General features: G+C 69.5%; 15 protein-coding genes. 3 read left to right on the plus strand and 12 right to left on the minus strand.

All coding sequences use genetic code 11. The features are described 5' to 3' along the window. The 9 genes from ABD927_RS24135 to ABD927_RS24175 form a co-directional block, all read right to left on the minus strand. Positions 1 to 184: hypothetical protein (locus tag ABD927_RS24135; protein WP_345252449.1), on the minus strand; the 184-nt coding region annotated here is incomplete at its 3' end. A 26-nt stretch (positions 185 to 210) separates the two neighbouring features. After that, complete coding sequence (fabF, locus tag ABD927_RS24140; protein WP_345252450.1) at positions 211 to 1,440, minus strand: beta-ketoacyl-ACP synthase II; 1,230 nt, start codon at positions 1,438 to 1,440, stop codon at positions 211 to 213. Between the two features lie 335 nt (positions 1,441 to 1,775). After that, complete coding sequence (gene acpP / locus ABD927_RS24145; RefSeq protein ID WP_087779058.1) at positions 1,776 to 2,015, minus strand: acyl carrier protein; 240 nt, start codon at positions 2,013 to 2,015, stop codon at positions 1,776 to 1,778. 110 nt (positions 2,016 to 2,125) lie between these two features. Then, a complete protein-coding gene (gene fabG / locus ABD927_RS24150) occupies positions 2,126 to 2,875 on the minus strand; it encodes a 3-oxoacyl-ACP reductase FabG (protein ID WP_345252451.1) in 750 nt (249 codons plus the stop codon). Between the two features lie 153 nt (positions 2,876 to 3,028). Next, positions 3,029 to 3,961: an ACP S-malonyltransferase gene (gene fabD, locus ABD927_RS24155; RefSeq protein WP_345252453.1), complete on the minus strand. Its 933-nt coding sequence runs from the start codon at positions 3,959 to 3,961 to the stop codon at positions 3,029 to 3,031. Between the two features lie 55 nt (positions 3,962 to 4,016). Then, a complete protein-coding gene (locus ABD927_RS24160) occupies positions 4,017 to 5,018 on the minus strand; it encodes a beta-ketoacyl-ACP synthase III (RefSeq protein WP_345252455.1) in 1,002 nt (333 codons plus the stop codon). Beyond that, entirely contained in the window at positions 5,015 to 6,100 is a 1,086-nt protein-coding gene (gene plsX / locus ABD927_RS24165; protein WP_345252465.1) for a phosphate acyltransferase PlsX, read from the minus strand. The genes ABD927_RS24160 and plsX overlap by 4 nt, the downstream gene beginning before the upstream one ends. A 256-nt stretch (positions 6,101 to 6,356) precedes the next feature. Then, positions 6,357 to 6,539 (minus strand): 50S ribosomal protein L32, encoded by a 183-nt coding sequence (rpmF, locus tag ABD927_RS24170; RefSeq protein ID WP_345252457.1) that lies wholly within the window; start codon positions 6,537 to 6,539, stop codon positions 6,357 to 6,359. A 96-nt stretch (positions 6,540 to 6,635) separates the two neighbouring features. Then, positions 6,636 to 7,172, minus strand: coding sequence for a YceD family protein (locus tag ABD927_RS24175; protein WP_345252458.1), 537 nt, complete (start codon positions 7,170 to 7,172; stop codon positions 6,636 to 6,638). A 139-nt stretch (positions 7,173 to 7,311) separates the two neighbouring features. On the opposite strand from ABD927_RS24175, the gene ABD927_RS24180 reads away from it, so the two are divergent. Together ABD927_RS24180 and ABD927_RS24185 are read left to right on the plus strand one after the other, a co-directional pair. Next, on the plus strand, positions 7,312 to 7,956 hold the full coding sequence (locus tag ABD927_RS24180) for a Maf family nucleotide pyrophosphatase (RefSeq protein WP_345252459.1): 645 nt from the start codon (positions 7,312 to 7,314) through the stop codon (positions 7,954 to 7,956). Then, positions 7,953 to 8,801 carry an SAM-dependent methyltransferase gene (locus ABD927_RS24185; protein WP_345252460.1) on the plus strand — a complete coding sequence of 283 codons (849 nt, stop codon included), beginning with the start codon at positions 7,953 to 7,955 and terminating at the stop codon, positions 8,799 to 8,801. Before ABD927_RS24180 ends, ABD927_RS24185 begins: the two co-directional genes overlap by 4 nt. A gap of 9 nt (positions 8,802 to 8,810) precedes the next feature. On the opposite strand, the gene ABD927_RS24190 is transcribed toward ABD927_RS24185, so the two are convergent. The 3 genes from ABD927_RS24190 to ABD927_RS24200 all read right to left on the minus strand — a co-directional run bounded on the left by ABD927_RS24190 (position 8,811) and on the right by ABD927_RS24200 (position 11,551). After that, positions 8,811 to 9,791, minus strand: coding sequence for a S49 family peptidase (locus ABD927_RS24190; protein WP_345252461.1), 981 nt, complete (start codon positions 9,789 to 9,791; stop codon positions 8,811 to 8,813). A gap of 96 nt (positions 9,792 to 9,887) precedes the next feature. Continuing rightward, entirely contained in the window at positions 9,888 to 10,571 is a 684-nt protein-coding gene (locus tag ABD927_RS24195) for an HAD-IA family hydrolase (protein WP_345252462.1), read from the minus strand. Next, positions 10,568 to 11,551 (minus strand): RluA family pseudouridine synthase, encoded by a 984-nt coding sequence (locus ABD927_RS24200; protein ID WP_345252463.1) that lies wholly within the window; start codon positions 11,549 to 11,551, stop codon positions 10,568 to 10,570. Before ABD927_RS24200 ends, ABD927_RS24195 begins: the two co-directional genes overlap by 4 nt. Positions 11,552 to 12,217: 666 nt before the next feature. Between ABD927_RS24200 and ABD927_RS24205 the strand changes: the two genes are divergently transcribed. Beyond that, on the plus strand, positions 12,218 to 13,898 hold a 1,681-nt coding region (locus ABD927_RS24205), incomplete at its 3' end, for an Rne/Rng family ribonuclease (protein WP_345252464.1).

The following is a 13,898-nucleotide window of genomic DNA, read 5'->3' on the forward strand; positions in this document are numbered from 1 at the left end:
CGCGCGCCGTCCAGGAGCCGGCCGCCAGGGCCAGCGCGGCCAGCGCCGCCAGCCCGGCGCCCGGGCCGCGGCCCAGCCCCCAGTAGACGCTGACCATCAGCGCCGCGGCAGCCGCCGACCATGCCAGCAGGGCGAACCGCTCCGCGCGCTGCGAATGCCTCGCGAGGACAGCATGGACTTGCAAGCCCCTGACAGGTACGGCGGAATCGCTCAAATTCGTTTTACGATCATCGTGCCGTTGGTGCCGCCGAAGCCGAACGAATTGGAAATGGCGACATCGATGCGCATGGGCCGCGCCTGGTTGGCGCAGTAGTCCAGGTCGCACTCCGGATCCTGGTTGAAGATGTTGATCGTGGGCGGCGACACCTGGTTGTGGACGGCCAGGGTGGTGAAGACGGCTTCGATGCCGCCGGCCGCGCCCAGCAGATGGCCCGTCATGGACTTGGTGGAGTTGACGACCAGCTTGCGGGCGTGGTCGCCGAACGCCAGTTTCAGCGCCTCGGTTTCGTTCTTGTCGCCCAGCGGCGTGGACGTGCCGTGCGCATTGACGTAGTCGACCTGGTCGGGGTTGATGCCGCCGTTGCGCAGCGCGTTGACCACGCCTCGGCGCGGGCCGTCGCGGTCGGGCGCGGTGATGTGATGCGCGTCGGAACTCATGCCGTAGCCGGCGAATTCGCCGTAGATGCGCGCGCCGCGCCGGCGGGCATGCTCGTATTCTTCCAGCACCAGCACGCCGGCGCCCTCGCCCAGCACGAAGCCGTCGCGGTCGCGGTCCCAGGGACGCGAGGCCGTTTGCGGGTCGTCGTTGCGGGTGGACAGCGCGCGCATCGCGGCGAAGCCGCCGATGCCCAGCGGCGACACGGTCGACTCGGCGCCGCCTGCCACCATGACGTCGGCGTCGCCGTATTCGATCAGGCGCGCGGCGTCGCCGATGCAGTGCAGGCCGGTGGTGCAGGCCGAGACCACGGCATAGCTGGGGCCCTTCAGGCCCAGGCGGATCGACAGCTGCCCGGAGATCAGGTTGATCAGCGATGCGGGCACGAAGAACGGCGAGATGCGGCGCGGGCCGCGCTCCAGGTATTCGGCCTGCGTTTCTTCGATGCGCGGCAGGCCGCCGATGCCCGAGCCGACGATGACGCCGATGCGCTCGGCGTTGGCTTCGCTCACTTCGAGCCCGCTGTCCTGCCAGGCCTGGATGCCGGCCGCCATGCCGTAATGGATGAAGGTATCCATCTGGCGCGCTTCCTTGGCCGGCATGTACTGGCCGACGTCGAAGCCTTTGACTTCGCCGGCGATGTGGCAGTTGAAATCGGAAGGATCGAAACGGGTGATGCGATCGATGCCGGAACGGCCGTTGACGATGCTGTCCCAGGCGGAGGCGATATCGTTGCCCACGGGACTGACGATACCGAGACCGGTGATGACGACGCGTCGCTTCACTGAAAGCTCCTGTATGACCACCCCCTACGCGCTGCGCGCGCCCCCTCTAGGGGGCGGCACCGGCCGACCGGCGGAGCCGGATCGGCGGTGCCCTGGATGGGGTGGCGCAATTTCATATGTCGTAGAAGGCGCGCAGCGCCGTAAAAAACCAAATAAGTACGGATAACCACTGCCCCGCGCCAAGACACTGCCATCCAGGACGCCGCCGATCCGGCTCCGCCGGTCGGCCAGCGTCGCCCCCTGGGGGGCGCGCGAAGCGCGTAGGGGGGACTAAAAAAGGCGGCTGACCAGCCGCCCCAGCCGCCCCATTGCCCCGACAGGCGCAATGCAATGGTTTACTTCTTGATGTGCGCGCCGACGTAATCGATGGCCTGCTGCACGGTCGTGATCTTTTCCGCTTCCTCGTCGGGAATCTCGGTCTCGAACTCGTCTTCGAGGGCCATGACGAGCTCCACCATATCGAGCGAATCGGCACCGAGGTCGTCGACAAAAGAAGATTCGTTCTTGATCTCGGCTTCGTTGACGCCGAGCTGCTCAGCGACGATCTTCTTGACGCGCTGTTCGATGCTATCCATGGAGATCCTCCAAAAGGGTCTGGTATGACTGATTATAGCCAAGCTCGCCTTTCTCCAAGCGGGCCGGCCCCTGACAAAACACGCGGCGCGGATATTGCGCCGCGCGGGTTTCAACTCATGTACATGCCGCCGTTGACATGCAGCGTGGCGCCCGTCACGTAGGCCGCGCCCGGCGAGGCCAGGTAGACCACCGCGTGGGCGATGTCTTCGGGCTGGCCCAGCCGGCCCAGCGGGATCTGCGACAGCAATGCTTCGGTTTGCGCCTCGCCCAGCGTGCGGGTCATGTCGGTATCGATGAAGCCGGGCGCCACGCAATTGACGGTGACGTTGCGGCTGCCCAGTTCGCGCGCCAGCGCGCGCGTCAGGCCCGCCACGCCGGCCTTGGCGGCGGCGTAGTTGGCCTGGCCCGCGTTGCCGCTGGCTCCGACCACCGACGTCACGTTGATGATCCGCCCCCATTTGGCCTTCATCATGCCCCGCATGACCGCGCGCGACAGCCTGAAGACCGCGTTCAGATTGGTATCGATGACGGCCGACCAGTCATCGTCTTTCATGCGCATCGCGAGTGTATCGCGGGTGATGCCGGCATTGTTGACGAGGATGTGCGGGCCGCCCTCGGCCTTGCCGATGGCCTCGACCAGCGCGTCGACAGCGGCGCCGTCGTTGACCTGCAGCACCACGCCGCGGCCGGGCTGCGAACCGCCCGCCAGCGCGGCGGTGATGCCCTGCGCGCCGGCCTCGGTGGTGGCGGTGCCCACCACCAGCGCGCCGCGCGCCGCCAGTTCGGCGGCGATGGCCTTGCCGATCCCGCGCGACGCGCCGGTGACCAGGGCGACCTTGCCTTGCAATTCCATGCTCATTTTTCCTTGTTCCCCGTCATCGCCGTCACTCTTGCCCCGCATGAACCACGCCATATGCATCTGCCACGGCCCGGTCCAGGACGCAGCGGATCCGGCTTCGCCGGTCCGCCAGCGTCGCCCCCTGGGGGGCGCGCGTAAGCGCGCAGGGGGGGCTCATCCTTCCATAGCCTGCAGCGCGGCGTCGAGCGAGGCCTGGTCGGTGATGGCCATCGCCACCAATTCAGGCTCGATCCGCTTGGCCAGGCCCGTCAGCACCTTGCCGGGGCCGCATTCTATGACATGGGTGACGCCCTGCGCGCGCATGGCGCGGATGGTTTCGACCCATCGTACCGGATGCCAGGCCTGGCGGACCAGCGCATCGGCGATGGCCGCGGGCTCTGCCGGCGCGGCCACGTCGACGTTGTTGACGACGGGAATCCGCGGCGGCTGGATGGCGACGCCGGCCAGCGCCCGCGCCAGCACCTCGGCCGCCGGCTTCATCAGGCTGGAATGGAACGGCGCCGATACCGGCAGCGGCAGCGCGCGCTTGGCGCCGGCCGCCTTGGCGGCCTCGCAGGCGCGCTCCACCGCGGCCTTGGCGCCGGCGATCACGACTTGCGCCGGCGCGTTGAAATTGACGGCCTCCACCACTTCGCCCTGGGCGGCGGCCGCGCAGGCCGCGCGCACCTGGTCGTCGGTCAGGCCCAGGATGGCGGCCATGCCGCCCTGCCCCACCGGCACCGCCGACTGCATGGCGTCGGCGCGGATGCGCACCAGGCGCACGGCGTCTTCGAGCGCCAGCGCGCCGGCGGCCACCAGCGCCGCGTATTCGCCCAGGCTGTGGCCGGCCACCACGTCGGGCGCGCGGCCGCCCGCGGCCTGCCAGGCGGCATGGAAGGCGGCGCCGGCTGCCAGCATCACGGGCTGGGTATTGGTGGTGAGGTTCAGTTGTTCGGCCGGGCCGGACGCGACCAGGCCGGCGAGGTCTTCGCCCAGGGCCGCGCCGGCGCGCGCCAGCGTATCGGCCACCGCGGCGTTGCCATCGAAGCCGCCGAGCATGCCGACCGACTGCGACCCCTGGCCGGGGAATACGAACGCGATTTTCATGGGAGTCTGTGGGAATGTAGGTTTTTTTATATACGGGAATGTGGGCTGCGCCGGCCTACATCCGGGCCAGCACGGCGCCCCACGTGAAGCCGCCGCCCACGCCCTGCATCATGACCAGTTGCCCGGGGCGGATGCGGCCGTCGCGGCGGGCGGCGTCGAGCGCCAGCGGCACGCTGGCGGCCGAGGTATTGGCGTGGCGGTCGACCGTGATCACCACGCGCTCGGCCGGGATGCCCAGCTTGCGCGCCGTGGCGTTGATGATGCGGACGTTGGCCTGGTGCGGGATCAGCCAGTCGACCTCGGACAGCGCCACGCCGGCCTCGTCGCAGGTTTCGCGGGCCACGTCTTCCAGTACGTGCACCGCCTGCTTGAACACGGCCTGGCCTTCCATCCGCAGCAGCGGGTCGCCCACGATCTCGCCGTAGGCGATGTTGCCGGCCGCGCACAGGATGCCGGTCTGGCTGCCGTCGGCATGCAGCTTCGCCGCCAGGATGCCGGGCTCGGCCGACGGCTTGAGCACCACGGCGCCCGCGCCGTCGCCGAACAGCACGCAGGTGCCACGGTCGTTCCAGTCGAGCAGGCGCGAGAACACTTCGGCGCCGATCACCAGCGCGCACGACGACCGGCCGGCGCGCATGAAGCTGTCGGCGGTGGCCAGCGCGTAGACGAAGCCGCTGCACACGGCCTGCACGTCGAAGGCGGCGGCGCCGCGCGCGCCGAGCTGGGCCTGGACCAGGCAGGCCGTGCTGGGAAAGACGAAATCGGGGGTGGAAGTGGCGACCACGATCAGGTCGAGCTCGGAAGCCTCGACGCCGGCATCGGCCAGCGCGCGGCGCGCGGCCTCGACCGCGAGCTGGCTGGAGGTGGTGTCGCGATCGGCCAGGTGGCGCTGGGCGATGCCGGTGCGGTCCATGATCCACTGGTGCGAGGTCTCGATGCCGCGGCTGGCCAGCTCGGCGGCCAGTTCGTCGTTGCTCACCACCCGTTCGGGCAGGAAGCTGCCCGAGCCGGCGATGCGCGACCACACGTCCTTGCGGATGGGCGCAGTTGAACTCATGCAAAATCTCCATGCGCCGCGGCGGGCCGCGGCGCGGGATCGGTTTCGGACGACGGCGCGGCCGGACGGCCGGCGGTCAGCTGGGCCACGGCCTGCGTGGTGCGCGCCAGCAGCCCGCTGGCGACCGCGTCGTAGGCGTCCTGCAGCGCCCATCCGAACGCATAGGCATCGGCCGCGCCGTGGCTCTTGATGACCACGCCGCGCAGGCCGAGCAGCGAGGCGCCGTTGTAGCGGCGCGGGTCGACCCGGTGGCGGAAGCGGTTGAGCACGGGCGTGGCGACCGCGCCCATCAGCAGCGTGAACAGATTGCGCTTGAACTCTTCCTTGATGAAGATGCCCAGCATCTTGGCCAGGCCCTCGGAGGCTTTCAGCACCACGTTGCCGACGAAGCCGTCGCACACGATGACGTCGACCGTGCCCTTGAAGATGTCGTTGCCTTCGACGTTGCCGTGGAAGTTGAGCGTGCTGGCCCGCAGCAGCTCGGCCGCCTGCTTGACCACGTCGTTGCCCTTGATGACTTCCTCGCCGATGTTGAGCAGGCCCACGCTGGGACGCGCCCGGCGGCCGACCGCCGACACCAGCGCCGAACCCATGATGGCGAACTGCAGCAGGTGCTCGGCGGTGCAATCGACGTTGGCGCCGAGATCGAGGATCACGGTCATGCCGCCGTTCTGGTTCGGCATGGCCTTGGCAATGGCGGGACGGTCGATGCCGTCCAGCGTCTTGAGCACGTAGCGCGAGATCGCCATCCAGGCGCCGGTGTTGCCGGCCGACACGCAGGCGTCGGCCAAGCCGTCGCGCACCTGGGCCGCGGCCACGCGCATGGAGGAGTCTTTCTTGCGGCGCAGCGCGACCTCGACCTTGTCGTCCATCTCGACGACTTCGGAAGCGGGCACGATCTGCAGCCGTTCGCGCTGCGCGGCCGTGGCCCGGGCCTGCGCGAGCCGGGCCTCGATCTGATCGGGCAGGCCGGCGAGCAGCAGGCGGACGTCGGGATGGCGTTCACAGAACGAGAGCGCGGCCGGAATCGTCACGGAAAGGCCGAAATCACCCCCCATGCAGTCGATCGCGATTCGGATCATAGCCATGGACAAAGGACCGCCTGCCGTGAAAGGACCCCCAGGGCCGGGCTAGGCCCGGCCCGCCCCCCGAGGGGGACAAGGAAACCTGGGACGGCCCTGCGTTTCCTTGGCAGCAGGCAGACAGAAAAAAGTTTCCGCAAGTGCCCAGGGGAAGATCGCCGACGCGGCAGCCGCCGTGCGCCATGCGCCGGCGACGGTCCGCGATCCACCCCTGAGTGGCGACCCCGAGGTGCGCTACCGCCAGGGTCGCGCCGCGTCACTCGTCGTTCTTGGTTTTGAGAACCTTGCGCCCACGGTAGATGCCGTTGGGGCTGATGTGATGGCGCAGATGCGTTTCGCCCGTGGTCGGCTCGATGGCCGTGGGGGGGGCGGTGAGGAAATCATGGGCGCGGTGCATGCCACGCTTGGACGGCGACTTCTTGTTTTGCTGAACGGCCATTTTGAATGGACTCCTAGGAACGGCGGGCGCATTGTAAGCCAGAAGCTGAGGCACTGCCGGCTCCGCGAACGCCACGAATATACACAAAAAACCCTTCTATTCACCCTCGCCGGCGCGGTCTTTCAAGCGCGCCAGCACGGCGAACGGCGACGGCTTGCCGGGCGCCTGCCCGGCCTCCTGGCCGCTGCCGGCGGGGCAGACGTCGTGCTTGGGCACGTAGGGCACGCACAGGATGAGTTCGTCTTCGACCTGTTCGTGCAGATCGAACTTGCGCGACCCCAGCACTTTTTCGAAATCGGCCGCGGGATCGTCTTCCGCTGCCGGCTCGGCCTGGTCGGCGTCGAGCTCGTCTTCGGTTTCGACGAGCTGCAGCGCGACTTCGGAATCGATCGGCAGCGTGAACGGCTCCAGGCAGCGCTCGCAGCGCAGCACGGGCTCGGCCCGCACGTGCAGCCGGATCAGCGGCTGGCCGAGCGGCCCGCGGTCGGCGCGCGCCCACCACTCGGCCGCCGCGCCCGCCGGCTGCTCGGGCTGGCCCGACAAAAGCCGCACGAACCGCGCGAGCGGCACGCGGCCCGAGGCCGACTTGCCCAGCCGCACGAATTCGAATGCGTCGATAAAGCGCTCAGTCACGACTGCCACAGGCTTAGCAAGCCCCGGAAAAACATTGGATAATAGCGTGAAAAATTCAAATACGTCAAACACTTACACGACCGGCACAACGTTGCTGCACCTCGGCAACAGGGCTGGTCCCACCGCCGGGTCCACCGCCATGAATCTTCCCGCCCAAACCCCTCGCCCGCTGATCCTCGCCTCCACCTCGCGCTACCGGCGCGACCTGCTGGCGCGGCTGTGCCTGCCGTTCGCGGTCGCCGCGCCCGGCGTCGACGAAACGCCCCAGCCCGGCGAAGAGCCGGCCGCGCTGGCCATGCGGCTGGCCCGCGCCAAGGCGCGCGCCGTGGCCGCCCAATGTCCGGGCAACGTGGTGATCGGCTCCGACCAGGTGGCCGTGCTCGACGGCGAGCCGATCGGCAAGCCGGGCGATTTCGACCGCGCGCTGGCGCAGCTGCAGGCGATGCGCGGCAAGGCCGTGGCCTTCCATACGGCGGTGGCGGTGGACGACGGCGAACGCGTGGAAACGGCCGACGTCGTCACCCGCTGCACCTTCCGCCAAGTGGGCGACGACGCGCTGCGCGCCTACCTGGAACTGGAACAGCCCTACGACACAGCCGGCAGCGCCAAGGCCGAGGCGCTGGGCATCGCGCTGATGGAACGCATCGAAAGCGACGACCCGACCGCGCTGATCGGCCTGCCGCTGATCGCGTTGACCCGGATCCTGGCCGGCTTCGGACTGGACCCGCTCGACCATCTTCATCCTGGTCACTCCACCGCGCCACGCGCGCCCCACGACGCATGAACCCGCGCCACCCCACCCAGGATGCGGCGGATCCGGCTCCGCCGGTCCGCTCGCATCGCCCCCTGGGGGGCGCGCGTGAGCGCGCAGGGGGGGGCCCCTCCTCCGCGCGTGAGCGCGCAGGGGGGAGCCCCTCCTCCGGCACGCTGCACCTGATCCCCGTCGGGCTGGGCGACGCGCCGCCCGAACGCTGGCTGCCGGCCGAGGCACGCGCGCTGGCCGGCCGGCTCGACATTTATATCGCCGAGAACGCCAAGGTGGCGCGCGCCTTCCTGAAAGGGATAGGCACCGTGCGGCCGCTGCAGGAAATCGCGATCCACACGCTGGACGAACGGGTGCGCGACGATGACATCCGCGCCTGGCTGGCGCCGGCTGCGGCCGGCGGCGAGATCGGGCTGGTTTCCGACGCCGGCTGCCCGGCGGTGGCCGACCCCGGCGCCCGCGTGGCGCGCGCCGCCCATGCGCTGGGCATCCGGGTGCGGCCGTGGGTGGGGCCGTCGTCCATCCTGCTGGGCCTGATGGCCAGCGGGCTCGACGGCCAGCGCTTCGCCTTCCACGGCTATGCGCCGGTCGATGCCGCGGCGCGCCAGAAGCAATTGCGCGATTGGGAACAGGCCTCCGCCCGGCTCGACCAGACGCAGATGCTGATCGAGACCCCCTACCGCAACGACGCCATGTTCGGCGCGCTGCTGGCCGCGCTCAAGCCCGATACGCTGTTGTGCGTGGCGCGCTCGCTGACCACCGACGACGAGTGGGTCCAGACCCATCCGGTGGCGGCCTGGAAACGCCGCCCGGCGCCGGCCCTGGACCGGCTGCCGGCCCTGTTCCTGTTCCTGGCACGGCGGTGAACGGGGCGGCTAGCGCCAGTGCCAGCCGCTGGCCGCCGCGCCGAAACCGGCCCGCGCCACCGCGGCGCCGAACGACACCCCTACCCGCTTGGCGAAGCGCTCGGCGATGTTTTCCTTGACGGTGTAGTCCACCACCAGGTCGGCATGGATGACGTCGCGCGCCACGCTGTCGACCGTGCCCAGATCGTCGGCCAGGCCCAGCTCCACGCTCTTGGCGCCGGTCCAGATCAGGCCGGAGAACATGTCGGGCGTTTCGTGCAGCCGGTCGCCGCGGCCGGTGCGCACCGCCGACACGAACTGCCGGTAGATTTCCTGCACCAGCTGGTTGGCGTAGGCCTGCTGGCTCGGGTTGGGCGGCGAGAACGGGTCGAGCATCGCCTTGTTTTCGCCCGACACCACCAGCCGGCGGTCGATGCCGACCTTCGACATGATCTCGTTGAAGCCGAAGCCTTCCATGATGACGCCGATCGAGCCCACCACGCTGGCCTTGTTGACGTAGATGCGGTCGGCCGCGGCGGCCACGTAGTAGCCGCCCGAGGCGCAGATTTCCTCGACCACCGCGTACAGCGGCTTGTCGGGATGGGCCTGGCGCAGGCGGCGGATCTCGTCGTAGATCATGCCGGCCTGGACGGGGCTGCCGCCGGGGCTGTTGATGCGCAGCACCACGCCCTTGGAGCCGGCGTCGTCGAAGGCGGCCTGCAGCGCGCCGTTGACCTTTTCGGCGCTGGCCTCGCCGTCGGCGTCGATCACGCCGTCGAGCGTGACCAGCGCGGTGTGCGGCTCGGGCACGCTGGCGCTGCCGCGCCACAGCGCGTCGCCCAGGCCGAACAGGACGACCAGCACGACGGCCAGCGTCACCAGCCGGAAAAAGATCGACCAGCGGCGCTTGGCGCGCTGCTCTTTGAGGCTGGCGAACACCAGCCGCTCCAGAACCTCGCGCTCCCAAGGCGCGCCGGCTGACGAAGAAGCGTGAAAATCATCCTGGGACATGAAAAGGCTCGCGAGGATCGGAAGTTCGTAGCATAGGCGAAAAGGGGGCCCCACGCTTGCCGCTGCGCGGCGGCGCGGCCCGGCGGAAAAAGGCGATTACGATGCCAGCCCCACGCGCGGCCCGAGCCATTGTCCGAGCTCGGCCACGCTGCCCACCAGCGCCTGCGGGCTACAGGCGGAAAGCTCGTCGATGCGGTGGGCGCCGTAGGTGACGCCGACGCCGTGCACGCCGGCGTTGCGCGCCATGTCGAGATCGTGCGAGGTGTCGCCCACCATGACCGCGGCCGCCGGCGCCACCTCCAGCTCTTCCAGCAATTCGTTCAGCATGGCCGGATGCGGCTTGGAGAAGCTTTCGTCGGCGCAGCGGCTGGCGTCGAAATAGCGCCGCAGCCCGGTGCTGTCGAAGGCGCGCTCCAGCCCGACCCGGCTCTTGCCGGTGGCCACCGCCAGCCGCACGCCGGCGTCGCGCAGACGAACCAGCAGCGCTTCGACGCCTTCGAACAGGCGAAGTTGCGGGTCGCGCGTCAGGTAATGGAAACGGTAGCGGTCGAGGAAGCGGGGCAATTGCTCCGGCGGCAGGTCGGGCGCGGTGCGCAGCAGGGCGTCCTGCAGGCCGAGCCCGATGACCCAGCTGGCGGCCTCGTCGGGCGGCACCCGCAGCCCCAGGTCGCGGCAGGCGCCCTGGATCGCGGCCACGATCGACGGCGTGGAATCCATCAGCGTGCCGTCCCAGTCGAACACCACCAGCGCGTAGCCGGCCTTGTCTTGCGGCAGATTCATGGAACGGCGAGCTCCTCGAGCAGTCGGGTGCATTCGGGCGGCAGCGGCGCCTCCAGCGCCAGCGGTTCGCCGGACAGCGGGTGGGGCAGCGCCAGGGTGTGGGCGTGCAGGAACATGCGCCGGAAACCGCGCCGGGCGAGCCGGGCGTTGGCATCGTCGCTGCCGTACTTGTCGTCGCCGGCGATCGGGAAGCCGGCGCTGGCCAGGTGCACCCGGATCTGGTGGGTGCGGCCCGTTTTCAGTTCGGCGTCGAGCAGGCTGAACGCGCCGAAGCGCCGCCTGAGCGTGAAAATCGTATGGGCCGGCTGGCCCTCGGGGTCGACCCGCACCCGCCGCTCGCCGCTGCGGGTGGTCCATTTGGTGAGCGGCTGCCGGATGTGCTGACGGTCGTTGACCCAATCGCCCGCCACCAGCGCCAGGTAGTGCTTGCGCCAGCCGCCGTCGCGCAGCGACTGGTGCACGCCGAGCAGCGCGCTGCGCTTCTTGGCCACCATCAGTAGCCCGGAAGTGTCGCGGTCGAGCCGGTGCGCCAGCTCCAGGAAGCGCGCCTGCGGGCGCGCCGCCCGCAGCTGCTCGATCACGCCGAAATCCACGCCGCTGCCGCCGTGCACGGCCACGCCGGCCGGCTTGTCGATCACCAGCAGGGCGTCGTCTTCGAACACGACCGGGAACTCGCCGGCGGGCACGAAGGCCGGCCGTGCCTCGGGCACCCGCAGCGGCGGCACCCGGATCAGGTCGCCGGCGGCCAGCCGGTGGTCGGCGGCGGCACGGCCCCGGTTGACGCGCACCTCGCCGCCGCGGATCGCCTTGTAGATATGGCTCTTGGGCACGCCCTTGCACAGCCGCAGCAGGAAATTGTCGAGCCGCTGGCCGTCGTGCTCGGGGCCGACTTCGACCTGCCGCACGGCGGGCGCAGCGGCGGCCGGCGCCGGCTGCAGGGCGGGCGAGGATTTTGCTTTGCGCAATAAAGGGACCGACATATAATCCAGGAGCCTGATCGAGTCAGGTGGGTTGGCAGCACCTTTGGCGTCGAGACGCGCTTTCGCGGCGTTTCCGCCCCAAGTGTGCGCTTAAGACCTGTCCCTGGGCCGCGGCGGACCGGATGGCGCGCGGCGCACTCCGACGCAGGCCGGTACGCTGCTTCTGCGTCCGGCCTTGAACGCAAGGCCCGGGACAATCAACAAGCCTGCCGGAATTGTACCCGCCCTTCCCGCCCGACTCGCCGGGTCGTCACGGTCGCCCGCCGATCGCGCACGGCGCTCCCCTCCCGGAGCGTGCCGCGCGCTCGCGGAACCCGCGCCCGCGGATGCCTGTAGTACGAAACCGTCGTATACGCAATGGCGCGCCTTATCCGGCGCGCCTGTCTGGCTCGCACAATCCGTGTTTGAAACTGCTTATCAAGATCCCGCGATTACCCGCCGACCGCACCGCATACCGCGGCTGTCCGGCGCTGGCCGCGGCATCCACGGTGCCTGCGCTCTCCCCCGACCTTGCGCATTCCCACCCCGGCCGGTCGATCTGACCTGAACCCGCGGGGTGCGGCGCTCGTGCACCGGTTTCCTGCTGCCTGCATTGCTGCGCCTGCGTCCCGACGACCCGAGGCTGCGCGCCGATTCCGGCGCGCACGACCACGGAGAACTTCAACCATGAAGCGCATGTTGTTCAACGCGACGCACCAGGAAGAATTGCGCGTCGCCATCGTCGATGGGCAGAAGCTCATCGATCTCGACATCGAAACCGCCGGCCGCGAACAGCGCAAAGGCAATATCTACAAAGGCGTCGTCACCCGCGTCGAGCCCAGCCTCGAGGCCTGCTTCGTCAACTATGGCGAGGAACGCCACGGCTTCCTGCCGTTCAAGGAAATCGCCCGCTCCTACTTCAAGGAAGGCGTCGACGTGCGCGGCGCCCGCATCCAGGACGTCCTGCGCGAAGGCCAGGAACTGATCGTCCAGGTCGAAAAGGAAGAGCGCGGCAACAAGGGCGCGGCGCTGACCACCTTCATTTCGCTGGCCGGCCGCTACCTGGTGCTGATGCCCAACAATCCGCGCGGCGGCGGCGTGTCGCGCCGGGTGGAAGGCGAAGACCGCCAGGAACTGCGCGAAACGATGGAGCAGCTGCAGGTTCCGGCCGGCATGAGCATCATCGCCCGCACGGCCGGCATCGGCCGCAGCGTGGAAGAGCTGCAGTGGGACCTGGCCTACCTGATGCAGCTGTGGACGGCGATCGACGGCGCGGCGCGCGAAAACGCCGGCCCGATCCTGATCTACCTGGAATCGAGCCTGGTGATCCGGGCCATCCGCGATTACTTCTCGCCCGACATCGGCGAAATCCTGATCGACACCGACGACATCGCCGACCAGGCCATCGCGTTCATGAGCGTGGTGATGCCCGACAACGTGCAGCGCGTCAAGCGCTACCGCGACGACATCCCGCTGTTCTCGCGCTTCCAGATCGAACATCAGATCGAGACCGCCTACGCCCGCACGGTGCCGCTGCCCTCGGGCGGCGCGGTGGTGATCGACCACACCGAGGCCCTGGTCGCGGTCGACGTCAACTCGGCGCGCGCCACCAAGGGCAGCGACATCGAGGAAACGGCGCTGCGCACCAACCTCGAGGCCGCCGACGAAGTGGCGCGCCAGCTGCGGCTGCGCGACCTGGGCGGCCTGATCGTGATCGATTTCATCGACATGGAGGACGGCAAGAACCAGCGCGCGGTCGAGACCCGGCTGCGCGAGGCGCTGCATTTCGACCGCGCCCGGGTCCAGATGGGCAAGATCTCGCGCTTCGGCCTGATGGAGCTGTCGCGCCAGCGGCTGCGCCCGGCGCTGAACGAGGGCTCGCACATCACCTGCCCGCGCTGCAACGGCACCGGCGTGATCCGCGACACCGAATCGAGCGCGCTGCAGGTGCTGCGCCTGATCCAGGAAGAATCGATGAAGGAAGGCACGGCGGCGGTGCACGCCCAGGTGCCGGTCGAGGTGGCCACCTTCCTGCTGAACGAGAAGCGCAACGACATCGCGAAGATGGAAGCGCGGCTCAAGGTCAATGTCATCCTGATTCCGAACAAGCACCTCGAAACGCCGCACCACCGGCTCGAACGCCTGCGCCACGACGATCCGCGGCTGGACAGCGCCAAGGCCAGCTTCGAACTGGCCGAGGCGCCGGAAACCAACCTGGCCTACTCGGCGCAGGAACACGAAGTCAAGGCGCGGCCGGAGGCCATCGTCAAGGGCATCACGCCGTCGCAGCCCGCGACGGCGCCGCAGCCGGCCGGCCCGGCGCGCAACGGCCGCGCGCGCCAGGCCGAGGCCGAACCCGCGCCCGCGG

It is taken from the genome of Pigmentiphaga soli (genome assembly GCF_039541095.1).
Lineage (GTDB): Bacteria > Pseudomonadota > Gammaproteobacteria > Burkholderiales > Burkholderiaceae_B > Pigmentiphaga > Pigmentiphaga soli.